Origin of the sequence: Ethanoligenens harbinense YUAN-3, from assembly GCF_000178115.2 — a bacterium.
In the GTDB taxonomy this organism is placed as follows: Bacteria; Bacillota; Clostridia; order Oscillospirales; family Ethanoligenentaceae; genus Ethanoligenens; species Ethanoligenens harbinense.
Genome location: NC_014828.1, coordinates 1683194 through 1707520, shown reverse-complemented (window position 1 = coordinate 1707520; position 24327 = coordinate 1683194). Strand labels below are relative to the sequence as shown.

Annotated in this window: 25 protein-coding genes; 19 read left to right on the top strand and 6 right to left on the bottom strand. The window is 56.8% G+C overall.

Annotated elements, in window-relative coordinates:
- The first annotated feature begins 485 nt into the window (after positions 1–485).
- The 14 genes from ETHHA_RS07910 to ETHHA_RS07845 all read left to right on the top strand — a co-directional run bounded on the left by ETHHA_RS07910 (position 486) and on the right by ETHHA_RS07845 (position 15459).
- The gene (locus tag ETHHA_RS07910; RefSeq protein ID WP_013485459.1) at positions 486–1340 is read left to right on the top strand and encodes an ABC transporter ATP-binding protein; all 855 of its coding nucleotides are present in this window, start codon (positions 486–488) and stop codon (positions 1338–1340) included.
- Positions 1341–2101: 761 nt separating this feature from the next.
- Positions 2102–2317, top strand: coding sequence for a hypothetical protein (locus ETHHA_RS07905; protein ID WP_041686783.1), 216 nt, complete (start codon positions 2102–2104; stop codon positions 2315–2317).
- Between the two features lie 42 nt (positions 2318–2359).
- Positions 2360–3184 (top strand): nitrogenase iron protein, encoded by an 825-nt coding sequence (gene nifH / locus ETHHA_RS07900; RefSeq protein ID WP_013485458.1) that lies wholly within the window; start codon positions 2360–2362, stop codon positions 3182–3184.
- A 113-nt stretch (positions 3185–3297) separates the two neighbouring features.
- A complete protein-coding gene (locus tag ETHHA_RS07895; RefSeq protein ID WP_013485457.1) occupies positions 3298–3624 on the top strand; it encodes a P-II family nitrogen regulator in 327 nt (108 codons plus the stop codon).
- 13 nt (positions 3625–3637) lie between these two features.
- Positions 3638–4018: a P-II family nitrogen regulator gene (locus ETHHA_RS07890; protein WP_013485456.1), complete on the top strand. Its 381-nt coding sequence runs from the start codon at positions 3638–3640 to the stop codon at positions 4016–4018.
- Between the two features lie 13 nt (positions 4019–4031).
- A complete protein-coding gene (locus ETHHA_RS07885; RefSeq protein WP_013485455.1) occupies positions 4032–5624 on the top strand; it encodes a nitrogenase component I subunit alpha in 1593 nt (530 codons plus the stop codon).
- Positions 5624–6985, top strand: coding sequence for a nitrogenase molybdenum-iron protein subunit beta (gene nifK / locus ETHHA_RS07880; RefSeq protein WP_013485454.1), 1362 nt, complete (start codon positions 5624–5626; stop codon positions 6983–6985). Before ETHHA_RS07885 ends, nifK begins: the two co-directional genes overlap by 1 nt.
- Positions 6986–7264: 279 nt before the next feature.
- The gene (gene nifE / locus ETHHA_RS07875) at positions 7265–8620 is read left to right on the top strand and encodes a nitrogenase iron-molybdenum cofactor biosynthesis protein NifE (protein ID WP_013485453.1); all 1356 of its coding nucleotides are present in this window, start codon (positions 7265–7267) and stop codon (positions 8618–8620) included.
- Positions 8617–11340: a nitrogenase component 1 gene (locus tag ETHHA_RS07870; protein WP_013485452.1), complete on the top strand. Its 2724-nt coding sequence runs from the start codon at positions 8617–8619 to the stop codon at positions 11338–11340. Before nifE ends, ETHHA_RS07870 begins: the two co-directional genes overlap by 4 nt.
- 66 nt (positions 11341–11406) lie before the next feature.
- Entirely contained in the window at positions 11407–11718 is a 312-nt protein-coding gene (locus ETHHA_RS07865) for a (2Fe-2S) ferredoxin domain-containing protein (RefSeq protein WP_013485451.1), read from the top strand.
- 192 nt (positions 11719–11910) lie between these two features.
- Entirely contained in the window at positions 11911–12891 is a 981-nt protein-coding gene (locus ETHHA_RS14590) for a homocitrate synthase/isopropylmalate synthase family protein (RefSeq protein WP_013485450.1), read from the top strand.
- A gap of 5 nt (positions 12892–12896) precedes the next feature.
- Positions 12897–13736 (top strand): beta/alpha barrel domain-containing protein, encoded by an 840-nt coding sequence (locus ETHHA_RS07855; protein WP_013485449.1) that lies wholly within the window; start codon positions 12897–12899, stop codon positions 13734–13736.
- A 124-nt stretch (positions 13737–13860) separates the two neighbouring features.
- A complete protein-coding gene (locus ETHHA_RS14585) occupies positions 13861–14502 on the top strand; it encodes a Fe-only nitrogenase accessory AnfO family protein (protein WP_159033365.1) in 642 nt (213 codons plus the stop codon).
- A gap of 21 nt (positions 14503–14523) precedes the next feature.
- Complete coding sequence (locus ETHHA_RS07845) at positions 14524–15459, top strand: hypothetical protein (RefSeq protein WP_013485447.1); 936 nt, start codon at positions 14524–14526, stop codon at positions 15457–15459.
- A gap of 90 nt (positions 15460–15549) precedes the next feature.
- Here ETHHA_RS07845 and rpmB read toward each other — a convergent pair whose 3' ends face one another.
- Positions 15550–15738: a 50S ribosomal protein L28 gene (rpmB, locus tag ETHHA_RS15125; protein ID WP_013485446.1), complete on the bottom strand. Its 189-nt coding sequence runs from the start codon at positions 15736–15738 to the stop codon at positions 15550–15552.
- A gap of 217 nt (positions 15739–15955) precedes the next feature.
- On the opposite strand from rpmB, the gene ETHHA_RS15120 reads away from it, so the two are divergent.
- From ETHHA_RS15120 to tadA, 3 genes are all read left to right on the top strand, one after another.
- Complete coding sequence (locus tag ETHHA_RS15120) at positions 15956–16225, top strand: hypothetical protein (RefSeq protein ID WP_137143876.1); 270 nt, start codon at positions 15956–15958, stop codon at positions 16223–16225.
- Between the two features lie 197 nt (positions 16226–16422).
- The gene (locus ETHHA_RS07835) at positions 16423–17484 is read left to right on the top strand and encodes a CPBP family intramembrane glutamic endopeptidase (RefSeq protein ID WP_013485445.1); all 1062 of its coding nucleotides are present in this window, start codon (positions 16423–16425) and stop codon (positions 17482–17484) included.
- A complete protein-coding gene (gene tadA / locus ETHHA_RS07830; protein ID WP_013485444.1) occupies positions 17481–17963 on the top strand; it encodes a tRNA adenosine(34) deaminase TadA in 483 nt (160 codons plus the stop codon). The genes ETHHA_RS07835 and tadA overlap by 4 nt, the downstream gene beginning before the upstream one ends.
- A gap of 68 nt (positions 17964–18031) precedes the next feature.
- Here the strand turns inward: tadA and ETHHA_RS07825 are convergent, their stop codons facing one another.
- Positions 18032–18274 (bottom strand): AbrB/MazE/SpoVT family DNA-binding domain-containing protein, encoded by a 243-nt coding sequence (locus tag ETHHA_RS07825; protein WP_013485443.1) that lies wholly within the window; start codon positions 18272–18274, stop codon positions 18032–18034.
- Between the two features lie 337 nt (positions 18275–18611).
- On the opposite strand from ETHHA_RS07825, the gene ETHHA_RS07820 reads away from it, so the two are divergent.
- A complete protein-coding gene (locus tag ETHHA_RS07820; RefSeq protein WP_013485442.1) occupies positions 18612–19199 on the top strand; it encodes a nucleoside recognition domain-containing protein in 588 nt (195 codons plus the stop codon).
- Positions 19192–19719: a spore maturation protein gene (locus ETHHA_RS07815; protein ID WP_013485441.1), complete on the top strand. Its 528-nt coding sequence runs from the start codon at positions 19192–19194 to the stop codon at positions 19717–19719. The genes ETHHA_RS07820 and ETHHA_RS07815 overlap by 8 nt, the downstream gene beginning before the upstream one ends.
- Positions 19720–19942: 223 nt before the next feature.
- On the opposite strand, the gene gpmI is transcribed toward ETHHA_RS07815, so the two are convergent.
- The 4 genes from gpmI to ETHHA_RS07795 form a co-directional block, all read right to left on the bottom strand.
- Complete coding sequence (gpmI, locus tag ETHHA_RS07810) at positions 19943–21463, bottom strand: 2,3-bisphosphoglycerate-independent phosphoglycerate mutase (protein WP_013485440.1); 1521 nt, start codon at positions 21461–21463, stop codon at positions 19943–19945.
- A 55-nt stretch (positions 21464–21518) separates the two neighbouring features.
- Complete coding sequence (gene tpiA, locus ETHHA_RS07805) at positions 21519–22286, bottom strand: triose-phosphate isomerase (protein WP_041686777.1); 768 nt, start codon at positions 22284–22286, stop codon at positions 21519–21521.
- Between the two features lie 113 nt (positions 22287–22399).
- Entirely contained in the window at positions 22400–23593 is a 1194-nt protein-coding gene (locus ETHHA_RS07800; protein ID WP_013485438.1) for a phosphoglycerate kinase, read from the bottom strand.
- A 159-nt stretch (positions 23594–23752) separates the two neighbouring features.
- A complete protein-coding gene (locus tag ETHHA_RS07795; protein ID WP_013485437.1) occupies positions 23753–24262 on the bottom strand; it encodes a tRNA (cytidine(34)-2'-O)-methyltransferase in 510 nt (169 codons plus the stop codon).
- Positions 24263–24327 lie beyond the last annotated feature (65 nt).

The window sequence follows — 24327 nt, the reverse complement described above, 5'->3', positions numbered from 1 at the left end:
AAAAGTTCTTTGCCTTATTATACCACAAACTTTGCAAAAAATGCAGAATATTTTAACGTGTTTTATCGAAATTGCAAGGAAAGGGTGCGTTTTAAAATGGGGTATTGCGCACGTTCAACAGGAAAGCCGGTTCAACAATTTGAAAGCAAAGAAGAAATGCAACAGAAAATCACTTGCACAGAAATTCAAAGCAGTATATAATAAAACGCAATATAACGAATTAAAACAGCACTTCACGTTATATTAAATAGGAAGAAAACTGCATATGCGCCAAAAGTCCATGCCGATCGTCGGCCGGTGGGGGCTGCTCTACTGCCGGCGGAGCGCGGCCGTATCATACGGATGCCCGTGTCCTGCTTGCGGCACGGCTTTGGTGTGGCGGCGCATACGGTCTTGCGGCGGAGAACCCGCCGGGCTGTTCTTGCAGCCATCATCGGCGCATCGCTTTGCATGTTTGTGTAGCGGAAGGGGAGGGCACGGTTTTCATGATTTTGGAATTGCAGCATGTTTCCTGCGGATATGGAGAGAAGACCGTCGTCCGCGATCTGTCGTTGTCGGCCGTTTCGGGCGAGGTGCTCTGTCTGCTCGGCCCGAACGGTGTGGGCAAGACCACCCTGTTTAAAACGATCCTGGGTTTTTTGAAATTGCAAGGCGGGCGGATTCTGCTGGACGGGGAGGATGTTTCGCAGTGGCCGCGCAAGGCGTTTGCCAAAGCGGTCGGGTATGTGCCGCAGGCCCATACGCCTCCTTTCCCGTTCACGGTGCTGGATGTGGTGACGATGGGACGTACGGCGCATCTTGGAACGTTCGCCTCGCCGACCAAGGCGGATTTGGCCATCGCGCGGGAATCCCTGGAGCGCCTGGGTGTCGGCTTTTTGCAGGAGCGTATCTATACGGAAATCAGCGGCGGTGAGCGCCAAATGGTGCTCATCGCCCGCGCGCTGACACAGCAGCCCAAAATCCTCATCATGGATGAGCCGACATCCAATCTTGATTTTGGCAATCAGATCCGTGTGCTGGAGCAGGTCAACCGCCTGGCACGGGAGGGGCTTTGTGTCATCATGACCTCGCATTTCCCGGACCACGCGTTCCTCTGCTCGGCCAAAGTGGCGCTGATGCAGCGCGGCAGCCGGTTTCAGATCGGCACGGCGGCGGAGGTCGTCACCGAGCAGAACATGATGTCCGCTTATGGTGTGCGCGTGCGGATCGGGACCCTGAACGGGGACGGCGGTTCCTCTGTGGCTGCTTGTGTCCCTCTCATTTCCGATTGCCCCTGCCCGCCTTATCCGGAAAAGGCGCCTATGGCGGGGCAGGCGGTGGATGTCGGTCCCATTTTGTGAGGCAGAGAAGTACGGAGCATCCGGTTGTCCACAGCAGCCCGAACCGTTGCTGGAAGATGCTTATTCGCGTGCGCGGCGTTCTTTCAGGCTCATCTGTTTCGCTTACCAGATCGGCTGCCTGAAAATATGCAATTCTTTTTTGATTTGCGCTTGCATTTTATAACGTGATAATATATAATGTAAATAGACGAAACGATACTATTATATCTATGATATTGCACGTATGAAATATTATATACCGTTTCGTGTCTGCCAATAGCTTTTTCTGTTTTTGCATCATTGCCCTGCCAACACAGTTATCTGCCTTTCTTTTTCCGCGGCGAGAGCCGCGGAATTTTTTTGCGGATAAAAGGGGCGCGTTGCCTACGCCGCCCGTCTTTTCCGGCATCGCTGTCATTTGCGCGCTCGCATACACGCGTAGAAAGGTATATACTGTATAAAGGTGCCCCAAACCGGTGCGCAGGGCGTCGGCGTTTTGCTTTCGTTTTCACAACGGTTTCGGGCGCTTTCCCGCTTGAAACATCAAAAACCGCCCTATGCGGGCGAGGCTTGGACGATGGATCTTCAAATAAGACATTTCCGCAATGAGCAGAGATGTTTTGCGGATGTGTTAAAGATTCTAAAAGCTTCTGTCGGATTGTAACGATATAAAAACGGCAGCGGAATTTCGGCGTGGCCTGACTCAAACGGATGCTTCCATTTCGGAATATGGGGGCCGTTTCCTCTTGTTATGCAGTTTGGCATGCAGGATGATTCATTTTGTGTTGCATAATGCCCAAAAAACGACGGACCGTATTGTGGTATGCGTAAAATTGCATAAACTTTTTGTTGTTGCAAAAAAAGGTATTGCATTTCGTGGGGAAATCGTGTATTCTGAATTCATCGAAAAAATCCAGCGCATCTTCCACACGGTGGAACATGGCGGCCAGTTTTATTCAGACAAAGAAGTCATTGATAGCTCTCAGAGCGGTCAATGACTTTTTTTATAACTTTTTTTAAAGAACTTAGGAGGTTCTGTTATGAGGCAGGTAGCTATCTACGGAAAAGGCGGCATTGGTAAATCCACCACCACGCAAAACTTGACTGCGGCACTGGCGTACCGTATGAACAAGAAAATCATGGTCGTTGGTTGCGATCCGAAAGCGGACTCCACCCGTATGCTTCTGGGCGGTTTGCAGCAGAAGACCACTCTGGATACGCTTCGTGAAGAAGGCGAAGATGTCGAGCTGGATTCCATCCTCCTTGAGGGCTTCCACGGCATCAAATGCGTCGAATCCGGCGGACCGGAACCGGGTGTCGGCTGTGCGGGCCGCGGCATCATCACTTCCATCGGTCTGCTCGAACAGCTCGGCGCTTACACCGACGACCTTGACTATGTCTTCTACGACGTTCTGGGCGACGTTGTGTGCGGCGGTTTCGCCATGCCGATCCGTGAAGGCAAAGCGAAAGAGATCTACATCGTGGCCAGCGGCGAACTGATGGCGATCTACGCGGCCAACAACATCTGCAAAGGCATCCAGAAATATGCGAACTCCGGCGGCGTGCGTCTGGGCGGCATCATCTGTAACAGCCGTAACGTGGACCGTGAACGCGACCTCATCGAAGCCTTCGCGAAAGCCCTCGGCTCCCAGATGATCTTCTTCGTTCCGCGTGACAACATCGTGCAGCGCGCCGAGATCAACAAAAAGACCGTTACCGAGTTCGAACCGGAATCCACACAGGGTCTGGCTTATAAATCCCTCGCCGAGGCTGTGGAGCACAACGAGCTGTTCGTCATTCCGAAACCGCTGCCGATTCCGGAGCTGGAAAAACTGATGAGCGACTACGGCCTGATGGACATCTGATGACCGGTTTCCCGTGGCAGGGGGCAACAGAAGCGGAGTGCGGTCACTTCGCGGATTACCTTAAAGAAGCGGTCTTATTTTAAAATGGGAAACTGCGAAAGGTGCTGTGTGGTATGTTAATGGTAAAAGCTATTGTCAGACCCGAAAAGGTTGGCGTTGTTTTGTCGGAGCTGGCCGATGCGGGTTTCCCGTCGGTCACCAAGATCGATGTGGCGGGCCGCGGCAAACAGCGCGGTGTGCGCGTCGGCGATGTATATTATGATGAGCTGCCGAAAACGCTCCTGCTTTTCGTGATTCAGGATGAGGACAAAGACGATCTGGTCAAACTGATCATGAAAAATGCCAAGACCGGCGAAAAGGGCGCGTTCGGTGACGGCAAGATTTTCATCTGCCCGGTCGAAGAGGCCTATACCGTCAGTTCTGCCACCAAAGAACTGTAAGCGGGGGATTGCTATGAAAGAAATTATGGCAGTGATCCGGCTCAACAAAATCGGTGAAACCAAACAGGCTTTATTGGAAGAAAACTTTCCGTCCTTCACCGGCTACAAGGTGATGGGCCGCGGCAAAGCTAAAGTCAGCTTTGAGCTTGTGGCCGAGGAAGAAGCGCAGGGCAACGTGGATGCCGTTCTGGCGGAAGAGATTTCGGAAGCGCATCGGCTCGTTCCGAAACGTCTGATCGACCTGATCGTGCATGACGACGATGTCCAGAGAGCGGTGGATGCGATCATCCGGGCCAATTCCACCGGTCATCCCGGCGACGGCAAGATCTTTATCCTGCCGGTTGCGGAGGCATTCCAGGTTCGTACCGGTGAATCCGGCGAGGCGGTTGTTTAAGAGGTGAACTTGCATGGCAAATTTTCGTGATACAATCCTGGAGGGGTATCCCGCCAAGGTTTTCAAAAATCGTAAAGATCATATCGTGGAACTGGAAGGCGAGGATAACCCCATTGAGGCCAACCGCCGTACAGTTCCGGGTATCATCACCAGCCGCGGCTGCTGCTATGCCGGATGCAAAGGCGTGGTTCTCGGGCCGATCAAGGACATTGTTCTGATTACCCACGGCCCGATCGGCTGCGGTTACTATTCTTGGCTGACGCGCCGCAATAAGGCGCGTCCGGGCTCCAATGGTTTGGATCTGATTCCGTATTCCTTCTCTACGGATATGCAGGAAAGTGACATCGTGTTCGGCGGTGTCAACAAGCTGGCGAAAGCCATTGACGAAGCGGTGGAAATCTTCCATCCGAGAGCGGTTTTCATCACGGCTACCTGCCCGGTCGGTCTGATTGGTGACGATATCAACGCCGTGGCCGCCGCCGCCCAGAAACGGCTCGGCGTCCAGTGCGTGGCGTTCAGCTGCGAAGGATATAAGGGCGTCAGCCAGTCGGCCGGTCACCATATCGCCAACAACCAGTTCGTCAAATATATAGTCGGTACCGGCGAGGAACGCAAGATGGGCAAATATCCCATCAACATCCTCGGTGAGTACAACATCGGCGGCGATGCGTGGGAGATCGAGCGCATTCTGAACAAGATCGGCTATGACATTGTCTGTACCTACACGGGTGATGCCAGCGTCGACGACATGCGCAACGCCAACCGCGCGGAACTCAGTATCGTGCAGTGCCATCGTTCCATCAACTATATCGCCGAGATGATCGAGACCAAATATGGCGTGCGCTGGATGAAAATCAACTTCATCGGCCTTAAAGGCACCATGGAATCGCTGCGCAACATGGCGAAATTCTTTGGTGATCCCGAGCTGATCGAGCGCACCGAACAGGTAATCGCGGAAGAGTTCGCGCTGATCGAGGATCAGTTCAATGCCCACAAAGAGCGCCTGAAGGGCCGCACTGCCGCGCTGTATGTCGGCGGTTCGCGCTCCCATCACTATCAGATTCTGCTTAACGATCTGGGTATCAGCACCATTCTGGCGGGCTATGAGTTCGGCCACCGCGAAGATTACGAGGGCCGCAAGGTACTGCCCTTCGTGAAAGAGGACGCCGACAGCAAAAACATCGAGTCCATCACGGTTGAGCCGGATGAAAAGAACTATCATATGTATATCCCCAAGGAGAAAGCCGAAGAGCTGTCCAAGGAAATGGAACTGGACTACTATAACGGTATGTTCTATGACATGAAGGACGGCAACGTGGCAATCGATGACCTGAACCATTACGAAACCGAAATGCTGCTGGAAAAACTGAAGCCGGACATTTTCTTCTCCGGTATCAAGGACAAATTCGTCGCTCAGAAGAACGGCACCTTGTCCCGTCAGCTGCATTCCTATGATTACAGCGGTCCGTATGCCGGCTTCAACGGCGCGCTGAACTTCGCGCGCGATGTGGATATGGGTGTCCACACCCCCACCTGGACGCTTGTCGAGGCGCCTTGGAAGAAAAATCCGATGCTTGTCGGTGAAGTGCTTGGAGGGCAGAAATAATGCTGGATGCAACCCCGAAACAAATCTATGAGAGAGAAGCTCTCCGCATCAATCCTGCAAAGACCTGCCAGCCGGTAGGAGCCATGTATGCGGCTCTTGGCGTGCACAGTTGCCTGCCGCACAGCCATGGTTCGCAGGGTTGCTGCTCATATCACCGCACCGTTTTGAGCCGCCACTTCAAAGAACCCGCGATGGCTTCCACCAGTTCCTTCACGGAAGGCGCGTCCGTTTTCGGCGGCGGTTCCAACCTCAAAACGGCCATCCGCAACATCTTTGAAATCTACAAACCGCAGATCATCGCCGTGCACACCACCTGCCTTTCCGAGACCATCGGCGACGATATCCGCACCTATGTCACCCAGATCACGATTCCGGAAGGCCACTATGTGGTCCACACGCATACCCCGAGCTATGTGGGTTCCCACATCACGGGCTATGCCAATATGATTCAAGGCTTCTTTGACTGCCTGGCGGAAAACACCGGCGTGAAAAACGGCAAAGCGATGCTGATCCCCGGTTTCATCGATCCCGGTGACATGCGTGAAATCAAACGCATTGCGACCCTGATGGGCGTGCCGTTCACCATGATGCCCGACACCAGCGGCGTGTTTGATGCGCCGATGACCGGCAAATATGAGATGTTCCCCAAGGGCGGCACCAAAGTCGAAGACATCATCGACGCGGGCAACTGCGAGCACACGTTCGCGTTCGGCCATTTTGCAACGGAAACGCCGGCGGCTTTCCTTGAAAAGAAATGCAAAGTGCCGTACACCCAGGTCGGTCTGCCGATCGGTCTGGAAGCCACCGACCGCTACGTTACCACGCTTATGGAGTATTCGCATAACGAAGTGCCGTATGAGCTGGAAGAAGAGCGCGGCCAGTTGGTCGATATCCTGATCGACGCGCATCCGTACTTCGATAAGAAGAAAGTGGCCATCTTCGGCGATCCCGACACCGTGCTGGGCCTGGCGGAGTTCATTGCTTCCATCGGCATGATCCCCCGCTTCTGCGTTACCGGCACGCCGGGCAACTACTTCAACCGCTCAATGAAAGCGATCTGCGAGAAGTACAACGTGGACATCAAATACAAGCAGTCCGGCGACCTGTTCGAGCTGCACCAGTGGATGAAGAACGAGCCGGTGGATCTGCTGATGGGCGGTAGCCACGGCAAATACATCGCCCGTGCGGAAGACGTGCCGTTCGTGCGCGTGGGCTTTCCGATCCTGGACCGCTATGTGCACCACTATTTCCCGATCGTCGGCTATCGCGGCGCCATCCGCCTGATGGAGATGATCACCAACGCTCTGATGGATCGTCAGGACCGCGACGCGGCCGATGAAGATCTTGAGCTGGTCATGTAATCGTCCCACACGTTTATACCCGAATATCTGATTTACGGGCGGTTTTGTGCCGTGTTTGCAATGCTGCAAATACGGCACGTGCTTTATAGAAAAGTTGCAGAAGTCAACGGATCGTATTCTCGCGTCTCATTTTTCTGTTTTGTTTCTGTTTCTTTTTTTCTTTTGAATACAAGGAATGCCGGAGGCAAAACGCCGCGGCTCCATAAACAGTCTATAAATAAAAAATGCAACAATTTTTCGCCTGAGCCTTTGATGCGTGCTCTTTGGAGGATGGTCAGTATGAAAAAAATGATGATGAGCGACGTGCTTGATGAGCGCAAAGATTTCGTTTGCGTCAGCGGCGAGAGCAAAAAAGGGTTCAAATGCGAAAGCAACAGTGTGGCCGGCGCGGTCAGCCAGCGCGCCTGTGTATACTGCGGGGCGCGCGTGGTGCTCAATCCTATCACGGATGCCTTCCATATCATCCACGGCCCGATCGGCTGCGCGAGCTACACCTGGGACCTGCGCGGCAGCCTGAGCAGTGACAAGGAATATTACCGCAACGCGTTTTCCACCGACCTGAGCGAACAGGATGTGATTTTCGGCGGCGGCAAAAAGCTGGCGGGCGCGATCGATGAGATCGTCGCGACCTACCACGCCAAATTCATCTTCGTGTATGCTACCTGTATCGTGGGCGTCATCGGGGACGATGTGCAGGCGATCTGCAAAGCGGCCGAACAAAAGCACGGCATCGTCTGCATTCCGGTCCAGAGCCCGGGTTTTTCAGGCAGCAAGTCCACGGGATATAAACTGGCCTGCAACGCCATCCTCAACCTCATGTCCCGCGCCGAAGAAGGCCCGAAGCTCAAAGGCATCAATGTGCTCGGCGACTTTAACCTTTCCGGCGAGATGTGGATCATTAACAGCTACCTCAAGGAAATCGGCGTGAAGGTTGTGGCCAAGATCACCGGCGACGCCACCTGCGAGGAATTGATGCAGGCGCCGCGCGCATCGCTCAACATCGTGCAGTGCGCCGGCTCGATGATGTATCTGGCCAGACAAATGGAGGAAAAGTACGGTATCCCGAACCTCAAGGTGAGCTTCTTCGGCATTGAGGACACCACCAATTCCCTGATGCGCATCGCCTATGCGCTGAAAGACCCCGAGATCATCGCGCGGGCCAAAGCGTTCACGGCGCGGAAATCCGAAGAGACTGCAAAGAAAATCGCCCCATACCGTGCGCTTCTGGAAGGCCGCAAGGCCGCCATCTATGTGGGCGGCGGCTATAAGGCCATCTCGCTGCTCAAGCAGTTCAAGGAACTGGGCATCGATACGGTGGTGGTCGGCACGCAGACCGGTAAGAAGGACGAATACGACGTTATCCGCAGCCTGGCCGACGAAGGCACCGTCATCCTCGACGATGCCAACCCGGCGGAACTGGAAAAATTTATGCGTGAAAAACACGCGGACGTTCTGGTGGGCGGTGTGAAGGAACGCCCGCTCGGCTATAAGCTGGCGGTCGCGTTTCTTGACCATAACCATGAGCGCAAGCACGCGCTGGCCGGGTACGACGGCGCGGTCAATTTCGTGCAGGAACTGAATCTGAGTATGAACAGCCCGGTCTGGAGCTATCTGAAAGGGGATGCAGCGGTTTGAAAACGACCAATCGGAACTATACCAATCTAACCGTGAATCCCTGTAAAATGTGCATGCCGCTTGGCGCAGTGACGGCGTTTTACGGCGTGAAGGGCTGCATGTCGATCATCCACGGTTCACAGGGGTGCAGCACCTATATCCGCCGCCATATGGCCACGCACTACAACGAACCGATCGACATCGCGTCCTCGGCGCTGACGGAGCAGGGCACGGTCTACGGCGGAGAGGCAAACCTGCTCAAGGGAATCGGGAACCTCACCAAGCTGTACCAGCCGCAGGTGATCGGCATTTGCACCACCTGCCTGGCGGAAACCATCGGCGAGGATGTGCCCCGCATCATCGAGAAGGCAAAGCAGGAAGGCATCGCGCCGGGCATCACCTTTGTGAATGTGCCCAGCCCGGGCTATGGCGGCAGCCAGTTTGAAGGATTTTTGGCCGCCACGCGTGCCATTGTGGCCACGCTGGCGACGGACTCCACGCCCAACCGGTCGGTGAACGTCATCGCTTCTTATATGACGCCGGCTGAAATGCGCACGATCAAGGATATCCTGGATGCGTTTGAACTCGACTACACGCTCCTGCCCGATATTTCCGAAAACCTCGACCGCGTGTACGATCCGGTTTACAACCGTCTGCCGCAGGACGGCACCGATCTCGCGGACATTCGCCGGATGGCCGGCGCACGCTTCACGTTGGAGATCGGCGTGTTTTCCAACGAGCGCAATTCCGCGGCGGAGTATCTGCACGAGACGTTTGGCATTCCATATAAAAAAGTGCCGCTGCCCATCGGCCTGCGCGGCACCGACGCGTTGCTCGAAGCCCTTTCCGAGATCAGCGGCAAACCCATTCCCGAAAAATACCGGCGCGCGCGCGGCCGGTATCTCGATGCCATGGTGGATGCGCACAAATACACCGGGGAAGCCAGAGTGGTCGTGTTTGGCGAACCCGATCAGGTGTTCGGGCTCACCCGTCTTTGCCTGGAAGTGGGCGCGCTGCCGTTGCTGGTGGCCACCGGTTCCAGGAACACAAAGCTGAAAGAGGGACTGGAAGACGAGATCGAGCGCCTTGCTAAAGTAAAAATGGCGGCGTTTCACGAAATACTGGACGATACCGATTTTGACAAGATCGCCGACCTCGCAGTCAAGCATCATGTCAACCTAATGATCGGCAACTCGGACGGCAGGCGCGTGCAGGAGAAGACCGGCATCGAGCTCTTGCGCATCGGGTTCCCCATGCACGACCGCGTGGGCGGGCAGCGCCAGGTCTCCATCGGATACGAAGGTTCCCTGCAGGTGATGGACGGCATCGCCAATGCCATGCTCAACGCGACCGCGACGACATTCAGAAAGGCGATGTACGATATGTATTATAACGGCCCGGATAAGAAACAACCCACGACGCCGACAGCCGCTCCGGCAGCGGCTGCAACCGAGCCGCAGGCCACTCTTTCCCTTTCTAAAGAGGACGTGGCGGCGAAAACCAAGAAGCACCCCTGCTATGACTGCTCCGCCTGCTCCTCCGGCAGCGCGCGCATGCACCTGCCCGTGGCGCCGGCCTGCAATATCCAGTGCAACTACTGCACCCGCGATTTCGACTGCCCCAACGAATCGCGCCCCGGTGTGACCAGCGGCGTGCTTTCTCCGGAAGAAGCGGTCGCCAAATATCTGAAAGTCAAGGAAAAAGTGCCTAACCTCTCGGTGGTGGGCATCGCCGGCCCCGGCGATGTGCTGGCCAACTTCGAGCAGGTGAAAGCCACGCTGGAAGGCATTCGCAAGGTGGACCCGGACGTGACGTTCTGTGTTTCCACCAACGGCCTGATGCTTCCGTTCTATGCAAACGACCTGCTCAAGCTGGGCGTCAGCCATCTGACGGTCACGCTCAACGCGGTGGATGAAAACATCGGCGCCAAGATCTACAAGCACGTCAATTATCTTGGCAAACGCTACACGGGCGTGGAAGGTGCGCGCATCCTGCGCGACAACCAGCTTACCGGCATTCGTTATCTGGTGGGCAAAGGCATGGTCATCAAGATCAACATCGTTATGCTCAAGGGCATCAACGACGCGCACATCGAAACCGTTGTGCAGACGGTGCGCGACCTCGGCTGCGAGATCACCAACATCATGCAGCTCATCCCGGTCAAAGGCAGTGCTTTTGAGGATATGGAGCTGGTCAGCAACAAGGAACTGATGGAAAAGCGCAAGGCGTGCTCTGTCATCATGAAGCAGATGTACCACTGCAAACAGTGCCGCGCGGACGCCATCGGCACATTGGACAACGATGTCTCCATCCAGTTCCGCGAGGAAGAGGAGAAAAAGGAAGAGCCCAAGCGCCTGCGCTTTGCCGTGGCCTCCAAAAGCGGTATGATCGTGGACACTCATTTCGGCCATGCGAATGAATTCCATATATACGACTATCAAAACGGCGACGTGATCTATGTGGAGCGCCGCGCGGTCGGGGAAAATTACTGCAAGGGCGGCAGCGACTGCGGCGAGCAGCAGGGTCCCGGTATCGACGCCATCATTGAGGCGGTCGGCGACTGCCAGGGTGTCATCAGCATGCGCATCGGGGCGGAGCCTTCCAATAAGCTGCGTGAGCGCGGCATCGAGCCGTTTATGATGTATGACCGCGTGGAGAGCGGCGTGCGCGAGGCGGCCAGGAAGATTTTGTCCGGCGAGGTTGCCTGCAACGCGGCCGAAAAAGTCGAGGTTTCCAAATAAGCTTGCAAAGTTTTGGCAGGTTGCTTACAATAAAAGTTGCAGCGGCTTTGAAAGGAGGTGAAATGAATGGGAATGGATCTGAAACACCATGTTTTTGTTTGCACCAGCTGCCGGCAGAACGGTACGCAGAAAGGCAAATGCTTCGCAAACGGCGCCAATGACGTGGTCATGAAATTCCAGGAAGTCATCGATGACGAGGATATCCGCGATGACGTGATGGTGACCAACTGCGGGTGCTTTGGCTTGTGCGACAACGGCGTGGTCGTTGCGGTTTATCCGGACGGTGTGTTTTACAAACACGTGACGGTTGACGATGTGGAAGAGATCGTGACCTCGCACTTTGAAGAAGGCAACGTTGTGGAACGTCTTGTGCTGTAAGCGCGCATCCTCAGGTAATTCGAATATGTTATTCTGATTAGCCATGGTTGCGGCCTGCATTTGCAGATTGCACATGGCTGATTCAGTATCATAAACTTTTTATAAAAGCCGACGCATGCAGGGTTGTATCTGCTGGGGAGAGCCGTGTGGCGACACGTTTTCGCTGTGGCCGCACGGCAGGGAAAGGTCGTTTTGGCATTGCTGTATCATATTTCAGACGCATCATTGTGTTCTGTCCCGCAGGATGCGCCCGTCCCGCTTCTTTCCGCCTATGCGCAGCTTTTATTGGAAACCGGAATTGACCGGCTGGAAATGCCTTTCCCCGTTTGGGAACGGCTGAAATTGGCCGTTCCGGCGCCAAAAGCGGCGCTGGTGCTCCGGTCACCCCAAGAGCGCGAACAGGCGCTGCGGGAGGGCGTGCCCGCCTTCTTTGCGGAAGGCTCCGTGTTTGCCGCGTCGTTCCCCGGCGCGTATCCGGATGTCACGGTGGTGCTGTCGGCCGACGGGCGGGGATGTTTGTCCGGCGTGCTGCCGGATGCCGGGCGTTGCGCGGGCATCCGGGCCGCCGGGTTTGCCGATGGAATGGCCGGCGACTATGCCGCCGCGTTTGCGAAGCTGCGCGTGGCGGTCGGCTCGCTGGATGCGGAAGACAGCCGGCATCTCGCCACGGCGGCGTCGCTGGAATGGCTGCTGGCGGGCGGCGGGGCGGTTTCGGCCTCTTTCGGCGGGGCCGGGGGGCGCGCGGCGCTGGAGCAACTGCTCGCCGCGCTCCGCATCATCTGCCAACAACCCTACCGTCTGGAGCGGATGCCCCGTCTGCGTATGCTGTTTGGGGAATTGTTCGGGAAGCCGGTTTCCGCGCACGCACCCGTGACGGGGCCGGAGATTTTCACCTATGAGTCCGGCATCCATGCGGACGGCATTGAGAAAAATCCGAAGACCTATGAGCCGTTTCCTCCGGAGGACGTGGGCAGGGCGCGCAGACTTTCCATCGGTAAACATTCCGGCAAGGCGGCGCTGCGTGTCAAATTGCAGGAACTCGGCGTGCGGTTGGACGATGCGGAATTGGAACGGATGAACACGCGCGTGCGCGCGGAAAGCACGCGGCTGCGGCGGGGCTTCACGGATGCGGAGTTGCTGGAGCTGGAAAAATCGGTGCATGGAAGGCGGTGAGCAGTGTGCGGCCTGCGGAAGAACGGCGCTATATCGTGGACACCACCATGCGGGACGGCGAGCAGCGGGCGGGACTGGCGTTTTCGGTGGAAGATAAGATCGCCTGTGCCAGACTCATGGATGAGGCCGGTATCGACCAGATCGAGGCGGGCACGCCGTCGATGGGCATTGAGGAGCAGGCAGCCGTCTACGGCATGATGCAGGTCCGCAGGCGTGCGCGCATTTCCACATGGAACCGGATGTCGGAGAGCGACCTGCGGGCGTCTTTTGCCTGTCGGCCGGACATCATCCACATTGGCGTGCCGGTGTCGGATATCCAGATCGTGGAGAAGCTGCGCACCACGCGCGCGGATGTGGAAAGCCGGATGAAGCGGTGTGTCACACTGGCGCGGGAGGCCGGGTATACGGTCACGCTGGGGTTTGAGGACGCCTCCCGCGCGGACGGCGCGTTTCTGCTGCACCTGACACGGCAGGCCGCCGCGCTGGGCGTGCGCAACGTCCGCTATGCGGATACGGTGGGCATCGCGCATCCCTCGCGGATAGGCGTGGACATTGCGGCGCTTGCGGCCGTTTCGCCGGTGGAGTGTCATGTGCACAACGACCTGGGCATGGCGGTGGCCAATTCGCTGGAGTCGGCCAAAGCGGGTGCGCTGTATGTGGATACGACGTTTCTTGGCATCGGGGAGCGTGCGGGCAACTGCGATTTTGTGCAGTTTGTGCGCGCGGCCCGCACACGCTTTTCCCTCTCGGTGGATGCCGGGGAGGACGCGCTGCATCGTCTGGAAGAAGCGGTGGCGCGCTGTCTGCGTTTGCCGGGCTACCCATTCTCCGCTGCCTCCATATAAATGAGAGCCCCTCCGTAAATGGGCGCAGGGGAAAGCATGCGGCAAATAGGCGCGCGCTTTTCCCGCATTCCCTTTCTTTCCGAATTTGCGGATGGGTTCAAAAAACATGAAAGAGATGATCGAAATGGCAAATACGGTCGCAGTGGTCGTCGGGCCGGATGGTAATACGTCGTCCCTTCTGGAGCAGTCCGTGCATCTCCAGGTGTTTCAGAAAAAACTGGCCGACTGGAACCTGGAACGGGAGCTCCCGGTGGAACTCCACCCCGAACAGGGGCTGGCCAATGTGCGCCATGAGATTTCCGAACTCATCGGGGAACTGGGGGACACACGCATCCTGGTGGCGGGAGAGATCAGCGGTGTGGCGTACAACGCGTTTGACACGGCGGGCTATTATGTGTTCCAGATCCCGGAAAAACGGCCGCAGAAATTCCTGGAATTTGTTTTGGCCAGTGTGGAAAAACAGCAGGAAGACCTGCGTGTTCTGCAAAGAGGCACGGGGGATGTGCCGCAGCCGCAGCGCGCGGGGGAAGACGGCATCTATTATCTGGATATCACCCAGGCCCAGGCGAACAACCCCAACGCGACCACCAAGCAGATGCTGCTGCCCTTTTTGAAAGGCACCACGTTTTATGAACTGACCCTCATGTGCTCGCATATCCCGCCGTGGTTTGACCGCGAATTCGGCGTGCTGAAGCTGGCATATGATAAGGAAGTCGTCGGCCCGGAGAAGTACAAAGTCATCGTCCATCCCACCACTTGTGAATGAAAGGCTATTGGAGGCGATTCTATGTCTTTACTCGAAGAACAGACCCGATACGGCACGCTCAAGGGAATCCATAAACTCAGTCGGTATCCCGGCGGCGCGCTGAAAGACTGCACCCTGGTGGTGCACAACACCATCCAGACGCCATATGGCGAGCTGGCCCCGCAGTATGAGGACGACGGACTGCGGCGCAAATTTACCCGCTCGCTGTCTTTCCATCCCAACGGCACGCTCAAGAGCATCTCGCTGCAGGAGCAGACCGTTTTCAAAACGGCGCAGGGGGATATCCCGGCGGAGCTGATCACATTTTATGAAGACGGTTCCATTCACCGCGTGTTCCCGCTCAACGGCAAGCTGTCCGGCTTCTGGGCGGAAAAAAACGAATATGAACTCGAACCGGTGCTGCATTTCGAGACCGGGCGGCTGGCGTTCGACCAAAAGATCATCGGCGTGTCGTTTTATCCGGGTGGGGCGGTGCACAGTTTCACATTCTGGCCGCGGGACGCAGTTACAGTCGAGCTTCCGTTTGGCAAAGTGGCGACCCGCATTGGCCTGGCATTTTATGAAAGCGGCGCGGTCAAATCCCTGGAACCGCGCCTTCCGACCCCGGTGCAGACGCCCATCGGCGAGATCGTGGCGTATGATGTGGATGCCGTCGGTGTCAACGGAGACATCAATTCCCTCAGTCTGCACGAGGACGGCGGCCTGCAAACAGTCACGACCGATGCCAATGTCGTCACGGTGCGGCAGCCCGACGGCACGTCCGTTATATGTGCGCCGACTCTGCACATGAGCCATTTTGAGGACGAGGTGATGCGCGTCGAGTCGCTGGCCATCCGGTTTGAAGACGGCAAGGCAGTTTTTCCGCAGGGCGCGTTTTCGCTGGCCGACTGCACGTTCACCGTGGAGCGTTTCGATCCGAAAGGCGTGAAAGTCAGCAACGACTGCGAAGGGTGCTGACGAATGACTTTTTAAACGTCGGTTTTTCGTTCCATATCAAAAAGGCGGCGGTTCTAATCGTTAGAACCGCCGCCTTTTTGATATGGATTTTTATACCGCGCGCACAACCTTGTTGGAACGCAGGCACCTCGTGCATACATAAATATGACGGGGCGTACCATTCACGATCGCTTTCACCCGTTTGACATTGGGACGGAACGTCCGGTTGGAACGACGGTGAGAGTGGGAAACTTTAATGCCAAAGGTCAGGCCTTTCCCGCAAACATCGCATTTTGCCATCTATCTGCACCTCCTTGTATGGAATATCCGATACGAATCAAAAACGCGGCGGATACCGCTTCACCGCGCACGACATCTTATATTTTAACAGATTCTGCGTGCAAAAGCAAGCATTTTCCGGCTGGATTCTCAATTTTCTCCCGTGCCCGCACGGGAGGCGCCGGGACGAACGGCAGGTCCCATGCCGGCATACACTGGTGCAGGAGGTGAAGCATATGTGCTGGCCGTGGATTTTTCTTTTACCGCTCGCCTGCTGCTGCGGAAACAGAGGCGGATGCAACCGTACCTGCAGACCCAACCGCAACCCCTGCCGCCATCTGGACGATCCGAACGGGACTTTTCCGAAAATGAACGTCTATCGCGGTTACAAGCCCTGCTGCAAAAAACACGACGACTGATTCTGTGCATAAAAACGAGATTCACCTGTTTTGCCTGCAAGATTGCCGATTGGCAATCTTTACATAAAGGCCGCATGGCCGTCGATTGACATCGGCCGGCGCCAACGGTATAATAAGACTATCCTGCGGCTTCCGCGCCCACGGCCGTGGGTGGCCCGTAAAGCGGGCTGCCGGTCATATGTTTGTTTGGAACGGACAAGCCCATGCAATTACCAAAACGAGCGGACCGGCAGGCGCGCCGGGACGAATGGATAGGCCGAGACGGAAAGAAAAAGGAGACGGAGTTGTGCGGAAATCATCCCGCTGGTCGTTGATAGAAGAACTGGACCTGCCGTCGCCGCAGGCAGAGCATGCGTTGCAGGATACGCGCAGGCTGCGCGGCATGTCCAGCATCATCGGGTTTTCCCTGGCGACCCAGCAGTTGGTTGCGGCGGCGGTGGTGTTCATCCTGGTGGCCATCGGCGGCGTCATCCAGACCCTCTGGCAGGGAGGTTTCACGCTGGCCGATCTTCAGAACCATTTCCGGGCATTTCAGCAATACGATACGGCTCCCTCGCTGTTGCAGAACATGGTCTGCTATTTCGCCTATATGTTCGTGCCGTTCATCCTGCTCACGTTTTGCCTGAAAAAAAATCCGTTTGCGATCGTGCCGGTCGGCCCGATACACGAAAAACGGCGGCTGCCTGTGGCGCTGGTCATTTCACTGGCCCTTGCCTTTGTTTCGGCTCTGGTCTCGATCTATATCGACCTGTTTCTGGGGTTTTTGCATCTGCGCATCTCCGCGCCGGACATGACGCCGCCCACACAGCCCGGTCTGATCGTTCTGTATATCCTGTTTTTCTGCGCACTGGCGCCGGTTTGCGAGGAATTTATTTTCCGCGGCGTGATTCTGCAATCCCTTCGCCCTTACGGAAACGGATTTGCCATCCTGCTTTCTTCCCTCCTGTTTGCCATGATGCACGGCAATCTGGCGCAATTTCCGCTGGCATTCCTGGTTGGGCTGGCGTTCGGGTATTTTGTCGTCCGGTTTGAATCGATCTGGGCGACCGTCCTGATGCACGCATGCGTCAATCTGGTCTCCACACTGGTGAATTATGTGGAAATTCAGGCGGGCACAGCCGTTGCCAACCTGCTTTATTTGGGGCTGGGCGTCACACTGTTGGCCATTGCGGTTTCCACGGTGCTGGTCTTGCGCAGTCGGCAGTCTGTTCGCGAGCGGTTTGCACGCGCCATGCACACGCGTCTTCCCCTGTCGTTTTTGTTTAAAAAGGTGTTCCTAACCCCGGGTATGCTCGTCTTTACGGTTTTGTTCATTCTTCTGTGCATTGCAGGGCTGCGGCTGACATGACGGTGAACACGGGCAGCATGCACGAAACATGGATGCGCCTTGCGCTGGAGCAGGCGGAGCGTGCCGGGCGTGAAGGGGAAGTGCCCATCGGCGCGGTCATTGTGAAAGACGGTGCGGCCCTGGCCGTGGGCCGAAACCGCCGGGAAACCGACCATAACGCGCTTGCGCATGCAGAAGCCGAGGCGATCCGTGCGGCCTGCGCGGCGCTGGGCAGCTGGCGCTTATCCGGATGCACCCTGTATGTCACGCTGGAACCTTGCCCCATGTGCGCAGGGGCCATCATCAATGCGCGTGTGGATACGGTCGTGTTCGGGGCGTATGATCCCAAGGCAGGGGCGTCCGGGTCGGTGATCGATCTGTTTTCCTGCCCGTTCAACCATCACCCGGCGGTGATGGGCGGTGTGCTGGAAGAAGACTGCCGCAGGCTGCTGCAAGACTTTTTTGCGGGCCTGCGCCGCCCCAAAAATGACGGCTGCTGAAAAACCAATCAAAAAATGCCTTTCCTGACATCAGGAAAGGCATCTTTTGAACTGCCAATATGTAGTTGTTATTTCCCGGCCAATTCTTTGATACAAGCGGGACAAATGTTTCTGCCTTTGAAATTTACGACGTCCTTTGCGTTTCCACAAAAAATGCAAGACGGTTCGTATTTTTTCAGAACCACTGCATCTCCGTCCACGTAAATCTCAAGCGCATCTTTTTCGGAGATCTCAAGTGTGCGGCGAAGCTCGATCGGCAGAACAATTCTGCCAAGCTCGTCCACTCTCCGAACAATGCCTGTTGATTTCATGGAATGCTACCTCCAAAACTGTCATATTTTGTCTCTCACTGCAACTGCCTGTCTTAATATATCCCATTTTGCATTATTTGTCAATAGGATAAGGGGGATAAAAAGGAAAATACTTTAATATAATAGTAAATTCAAGATTTGTTTCTAAATAATTACAGTAATAATAATCCATAAATATACATAATTATCTATAAATTAATAGTTAATATCAAAAATGTAAATATCATACAGACCCCTGCGAAAATTTCATATCTGCGGATCCGGAATATGCATAAGAAGTTGCAAAACGGGGGTTGGGATTCAAACGGCGCGGCCTTCCGGGACAGGAGTGAGCGATATGATGAAATGGGTGTGGTCGGGCATGGTGCTTTTGTCGGTGGTGGTTGGGCTGGCGACGGGCCGGATCGGCGCGGTGTCGCAGGCGGCCATCAAAGGGGCGCAGGACGCGGTGCTGCTCTGCGTCACCCTGCTTGGCGTGATCTGCCTCTGGAACGGATTGATGAAGATCGCGGAAAGCGCCGGTGTAACCCGGGTGCTGGCGCGCCTGTTTCTTCCGCTGACACGCCGCCTGTTTCCGGACCTGCCGCCGCGTGGGGAAGGGATGCAGGCTGTCTGCATGAACATGACGGCCAATTTATTGGGTCTTGGCAATGCCGCCACGCCGCTCGGGCTGCGGGCGATGCGGGAAATGGCCGCCGTGGCGCCGCGGAAAGGCACGGCGAGCAATTCTATGGCCATGTTTGTCGTCATCAACACCGCGGCACTCCAGCTTATTCCAACGACTACGGCTGCAATCCGCATCCGCTTCGGTTCCGCTAACCCCTTTGATATTTTGCCCTGCACCTGGATCTCCGCGTTGGTCAGCCTTGCGGTCGGCATTGGTTTTGCTTATGCGTTGGGGGGAAAGGAAAAACGGCATGGCTAGTCTGGGCGCGGTCATCGTCCCGCTGGTGATCGTACTCATCGTGCTCGCCGGGCTGATCCGGAAACAGAACGTGTTCGACGTGTTTTTGCAGGGTGCCAAAGAGGGCATTCCCATTACGGTCAGCATCATACCGGCGCTCATCGGTCTGATGACCGCGATTGCCATGCTCAATGCGTCCGGCGCGTTTGCGTTGCTTACACAGGCGCTTGCGCCGATGTGGAGCATGCTGCACATGCCCGGTGATGTGGTGCCCCTGGCGCTGATGCGTTCCATCTCCGGCAGCGGTTCGCTTTCGCTCTATCAGAATATCCTGCAGAAAAGCGGGCCGGACAGTTTTGTGGGCAGGGTGGCGTCGGTTTTGCAGGGGTCCAGCGAAACCACTTTTTATACCATCGCCGTCTATTACGGCTCGGTGCGTGTTTCCAAAACCCGGCATACGCTGCCGGCGGCTCTGGCGGCGGATTTTACGGGGCTGATCATGAGCGTGTTGACCGTCAGCCTGTTTCTGGGCGGGAACTGATACCGCGTATTGAGAGCCTGTCCCCGAAATAAAAACCGCAAAAGCAATGGCTTTTTCTGCAGTCCGGCGTTTTTACCGGCCGGAATACGGCAAGTATACCTTTCTCCTTCGCCTGATCTTTGGGATGGCCCTCAGAAAAAAACCATCCGGCGTACGCATCAGCTTTGCCGATACGGTGCGCAGGATGGCTTTTTTAAAAATCAGGCTTGCGGCTGCATGTCAATCAGTCGGCGATCAGGGATTCGCCGGTCATTTCCGCCGGAACCGGCAGGCCGAGAATTTTCAGCATGGTGGGGGCGATGTCGGCCAGTTTGCCACCCTCGCGCAGATTCACGTCGCCCTGGCCGATCACAATGAACGGCACCGGACGGGTGGTGTGTGCGGTGAAGGGGGAACCGTCCTCGGCTTTCAACTGGTCGGCATTGCCGTGGTCGGCGGTGATGAGGGCGGTGCCGCCCATTTTGGCGACGGCATCCACCACTTTGCCCACGCCGTCGTCCACAGCTTCCACTGCTTTGACAGCCGCGTCAAACACGCCGGTGTGGCCGACCATGTCGCAGTTGGCAAAGTTGAGGATGATGACGTCAAATTTGCCGCTCTCGATGTTGGCAACCACTTTTTCGGTGACTTCCGGCTCGCTCATTTCGGGCTGAAGGTCATAGGTGGCCACCTTCGGGGACTGGATGAGCACACGTTCCTCACCCGGATAGACTTTTTCAACGCCGCCGTTGAAGAAGAACGTGACATGCGCGTATTTTTCGGTTTCCGCGATGCGCAACTGGGTCAGGCCCTTGTCGCTGATGTATTCGCCAAACGTGTTGTGCAGCGTCTGCGGTTTGAATGCCACGTCCACGTTGGGCATGGTGGCGTCGTACTGCGTCATCGTGACGAAGAAGGTGGGGAAGAAGCCCTTCTTGCGCGCAAAGCCGTCGAAAGCGGGGTCCACGATGGTGCGGGTGATCTCCCGCGCGCGGTCCGGACGGAAATTGAAGAAGATGACGGAGTCGTTTTCTCCGATGGCGCCTGCCGCGTCCACGACCACCGGCTCGACGAATTCGTCGGTTTTGTTGGCGGCGTAAGAGGCGTCGACCGCGGCAGCCGCGGAAGCGGCCTGCACGCCTTCGCCGCTTACAATGGCGTTATACGCTTTGGCGACGCGCTCCCAGCGGTTGTCGCGGTCCATCGCGTAGTAGCGGCCAGCCAGCGTGGCGATCTTGCCCACGCCGGCTTCGCTCAGCTTGTTTTCCAGAGCGGTGATGTATTTCTTAGCGGAGCTGGGCGGCACGTCGCGGCCGTCCAGAAACGCGTGGACATACACCTTGGTCAGCCCGGCACGTTTGGCCAGATCGATCAGGCCGTACAGATGCTCGTTGTGGCTGTGCACGCCGCCGTCGGAAAGCAGGCCCATCAGGTGCAGGGCGCTGCCGTGCGTTTTGGCGTTCTCCACCGCGGCTTTGAACGCCTCGTTTTTAAAGAAGTCGCCGTCCTGGATGCACTTGGTGATGCGGGTAAGTTCTTGGTAGACGACACGGCCCGCGCCGATGTTTGTGTGGCCGACCTCGCTGTTGCCCATCTGGCCTTCGGGCAGGCCCACGGCCATGCCGGAAGCGCCGATCTGGGTGTTCGGAAATTCCTTGAAATATTGATCGAGATTTGGCTTTTTGGCCGCCGCAATCGCGTTGCCGTAGTCGGACGGGTTCATGCCGAAGCCGTCCATGATGATGAGAGCCAACGGTTTTTTCATAATGCTGTACTACCCCTTTCAGCCAAGGCTGATGCCGTGCGGTTTGCGGGCTGTCTTATTTGGAAGCCGCTTCCAGGATCACGGCGAAATCGGCCGGTTTCAGCGACGCGCCGCCGATCAGACCGCCGTCTACGTCGGGTTTGGCGAGCAGCTCCGCGGCATTTTTGGCGTTCATGGAGCCGCCGTACTGCACGGTGGTCTCCTCGGCGGCTTCTTTGCCATAGAGCGCGGCGACGGTGTCGCGGATGAACTTGTTGACCTCGTTGGCCTGCTCCGCCGTAGCGGTCTTGCCGGTGCCGATGGCCCAGACCGGCTCATAGGCGATGATGACGTTTTTGAACGCTTCGGCGGAAATGCCGGCCAGCGCCACTTTGAGCTGGATGGCGATGACATCGAAGGTGATGCCTTTTTCACGCTCTTCCAGCGTTTCGCCAACGCACAGCAGCACGGTCAGGCCGTGCGCCAGGGCGGCGGCGGTGCGCTTGTTAACGGTTTCGTTGGTTTCGCCGAAATACTGGCGGCGTTCACTGTGGCCCACGATGGCGTATTGCACGCCCAGTGCGTTCAGCATGGGCGCGGAAATCTCGCCGGTGAAGGCACCGCTTTCTTCCCAGTGCACGTTTTCGGCGCCGATGCTGATCTTGGAGCCTTTGGCGGCTTCCACGGCGGCGGGCAGGTCCACATACGGTACGCAGAGCACCACGTCGCAGGCGGCTTTGTCGGCGGCGGGTTTCATCTCATTGATGAGGGCGGCGGCTTCATCCGGGGTCTTGTTCATTTTCCAGTTGCCGGCGATGACGGTTTTACGGCTCATAATTTCCATTCCTCCAAATGTACGGACAAAGGCGGCGCGGCTGCACGCCGTCGCCGCCTTTGTCACCTGTCTGCGATTTATCAGGCGCGCCGCAGGCTGTGCGGCGCGGATATGCGGTTTTTTTATTTGTCGTTGAGGCAGGCGATGCCGGGCAGAACCTTGCCTTCGAGGAACTCGAGGGAGGCGCCGCCGCCGGTGGAGATGTGGGTCATCTTATCGGCAAAGCCCAGTTTCTCGATGGCCGCGGCGGAGTCGCCGCCGCCGATGATGGAGATGGCGCCGGAGTTGGCGATCGCAGTGGCGACGGCGCGGGTGCCGGCGGCGAAGTAATCCCATTCGCTCACGCCCAGCGGGCCGTTCCAAACCACGGTGCCGGCGCCGGCGATGGCATTCGAGAACAGTTTCTCAGAGGCCGGGCCGATGTCCAGACCCATCCAGCCGTTGGGGATCTCATCGGAATCCACAACCTGCTTCTCGCAGTCCGGATCGTATTTGTCGCCCACGCGGTTGTCCACCGGCAGCAGGAACTTGATGCCCTTGGCTTTGGCGGCGGCCATCAGCTCGTTGGCCAGATCCAGTTTGTCTTCCTCGCAAAGGGAGTTGCCGATGTGGTGGCCCTGCGCCTTCATGAAGGTGTAGGCCATGCCGCCGCCTACGATGAGGGTATCGACCTTCTCAATGAGGTTTTTGATGACGGCGATCTTATCGGAGACTTTTGCGCCGCCGAGGATGGCGATGAACGGGCGTTTCGGGTCGTCCAGCGCCTTGCCCATCACGGAGAGCTCTTTGCCGATAAGGAAGCCGGCAACGGAGACCGGAATGAAGTGGGACACGCCCTCGGTAGACGCATGAGCGCGGTGGGCGGTGCCGAACGCGTCGTTGACGAAAATCTCGCCGTAGCCGGCCAGCGCTTTGGCAAATTCGGGATCGTTCTTTTCTTCTTCTTTGTGGAAGCGCACGTTCTCAAGCAGCATGGCCTCGCCGTCTTTCAGGTTCGCGGCCAGCGCTTTGGCGTCATCCCCGATGACGTCTTTTGCGATCTTGACTTCTTTGCCGAGCAGCTCGCTCAGGCGTTTGGCGACCGGTGCGAGGGAATATTTCGGGTTGAATTCTCCCTTCGGGCGGCCCAGGTGAGAGGAAAGCACCACTTTGGCGCCGTGGTTCAACAGGTATTCGATGGTGGGCAGCGAAGCGGTGATGCGCTTGTCGTCGGTAATGTTGCCGTTGGCATCGAGGGGCACATTGAAGTCCATGCGGGCAAACACACGTTTGCCCGCCACATCTACGTCTTCGATGGTTTTCTTGTTGTAAGTCATCAATTAGCACTCCCTGATTATTAAATTTACCTTCATCATCGGGATACAGTTTAATTGTTAAATAAAAAACAATCAACCTCTCCTATTTTAAACGAAGGCGGAGGGTTTTTCAAGAGGTTTGCACAGAGAAAAGGAAACTTGCGGAAAAGCGACGCGCGTTCACGGGGCGGGCGGGTACCCGCTCCAGGTGTGCCGCGTGAGCTCGCCGTCCGCGCGCAGGCCGGAAAAATCCCATTGGCGCAGCGCTTCATAGGCGCCCACGGCCACCGCGTTTGAAAGGTTGAGGCAGCGCGCTTCCGCCCGGATGGGCAGGCGCACGGCGCTGTCCTCGTGCGCGAGCAGCAGTTCCTCCGGGAGCCCGGCCGTTTCCTTGCCGAACACCAGGCAGGCGTCCGGCGGATAGTGCACGTCCGTATAGGAGCGGGGCGCTTTGGAGGAAAAGAAGAAGCACGGGCCGGGCGCGCGGCGCAGGAAATCCGCCAGGTTTTCATAATAGGTGATATTCAGCAGGTGCCAGTAATCCAGCCCGGCGCGCTTGAGTTTGGCGTCGTCAATGGCAAAGCCGAGCGGCTTCACCAGATGCAGATGGGCGCCGGTGGCCGCGCAGGTGCGCGCGACGTTGCCCGTGTTCTGCGGGATCTCAGGTTCTATGAGCGCGATATGGAGCAATCTGTGTTTCCTCCCTGTGCGGCGGCATTCTGTCCGCAGTCCTTTCAAATTTTACAACATGAAAG

Bases quoted from the DNA above. Each gene is read 5' to 3' on its own strand.
- ETHHA_RS07910 (WP_013485459.1), top strand. From the start codon at position 486: ATGATTTTGGAATTGCAGCATGTTTCCTGCGGATATGGAGAGAAGACC.
- nifH (WP_013485458.1), top strand. From the start codon at position 2,360: ATGAGGCAGGTAGCTATCTACGGAAAAGGCGGCATTGGTAAATCCACC.
- ETHHA_RS07895 (WP_013485457.1), top strand. From the start codon at position 3,298: ATGTTAATGGTAAAAGCTATTGTCAGACCCGAAAAGGTTGGCGTTGTT.
- ETHHA_RS07890 (WP_013485456.1), top strand. From the start codon at position 3,638: ATGAAAGAAATTATGGCAGTGATCCGGCTCAACAAAATCGGTGAAACC.
- ETHHA_RS07885 (WP_013485455.1), top strand. From the start codon at position 4,032: ATGGCAAATTTTCGTGATACAATCCTGGAGGGGTATCCCGCCAAGGTT.
- nifK (WP_013485454.1), top strand. From the start codon at position 5,624: ATGCTGGATGCAACCCCGAAACAAATCTATGAGAGAGAAGCTCTCCGC.
- nifE (WP_013485453.1), top strand. From the start codon at position 7,265: ATGAAAAAAATGATGATGAGCGACGTGCTTGATGAGCGCAAAGATTTC.
- ETHHA_RS07865 (WP_013485451.1), top strand. From the start codon at position 11,407: ATGGGAATGGATCTGAAACACCATGTTTTTGTTTGCACCAGCTGCCGG.
- ETHHA_RS14585 (WP_159033365.1), top strand. From the start codon at position 13,861: ATGGCAAATACGGTCGCAGTGGTCGTCGGGCCGGATGGTAATACGTCG.
- ETHHA_RS07845 (WP_013485447.1), top strand. From the start codon at position 14,524: ATGTCTTTACTCGAAGAACAGACCCGATACGGCACGCTCAAGGGAATC.
- rpmB (WP_013485446.1), bottom strand. From the start codon at position 15,738: ATGGCAAAATGCGATGTTTGCGGGAAAGGCCTGACCTTTGGCATTAAA.
- tadA (WP_013485444.1), top strand. From the start codon at position 17,481: ATGACGGTGAACACGGGCAGCATGCACGAAACATGGATGCGCCTTGCG.
- ETHHA_RS07825 (WP_013485443.1), bottom strand. From the start codon at position 18,274: ATGAAATCAACAGGCATTGTTCGGAGAGTGGACGAGCTTGGCAGAATT.
- ETHHA_RS07820 (WP_013485442.1), top strand. From the start codon at position 18,612: ATGATGAAATGGGTGTGGTCGGGCATGGTGCTTTTGTCGGTGGTGGTT.
- ETHHA_RS07815 (WP_013485441.1), top strand. From the start codon at position 19,192: ATGGCTAGTCTGGGCGCGGTCATCGTCCCGCTGGTGATCGTACTCATC.
- gpmI (WP_013485440.1), bottom strand. From the start codon at position 21,463: ATGAAAAAACCGTTGGCTCTCATCATCATGGACGGCTTCGGCATGAAC.
- tpiA (WP_041686777.1), bottom strand. From the start codon at position 22,286: ATGGAAATTATGAGCCGTAAAACCGTCATCGCCGGCAACTGGAAAATG.
- ETHHA_RS07800 (WP_013485438.1), bottom strand. From the start codon at position 23,593: ATGACTTACAACAAGAAAACCATCGAAGACGTAGATGTGGCGGGCAAA.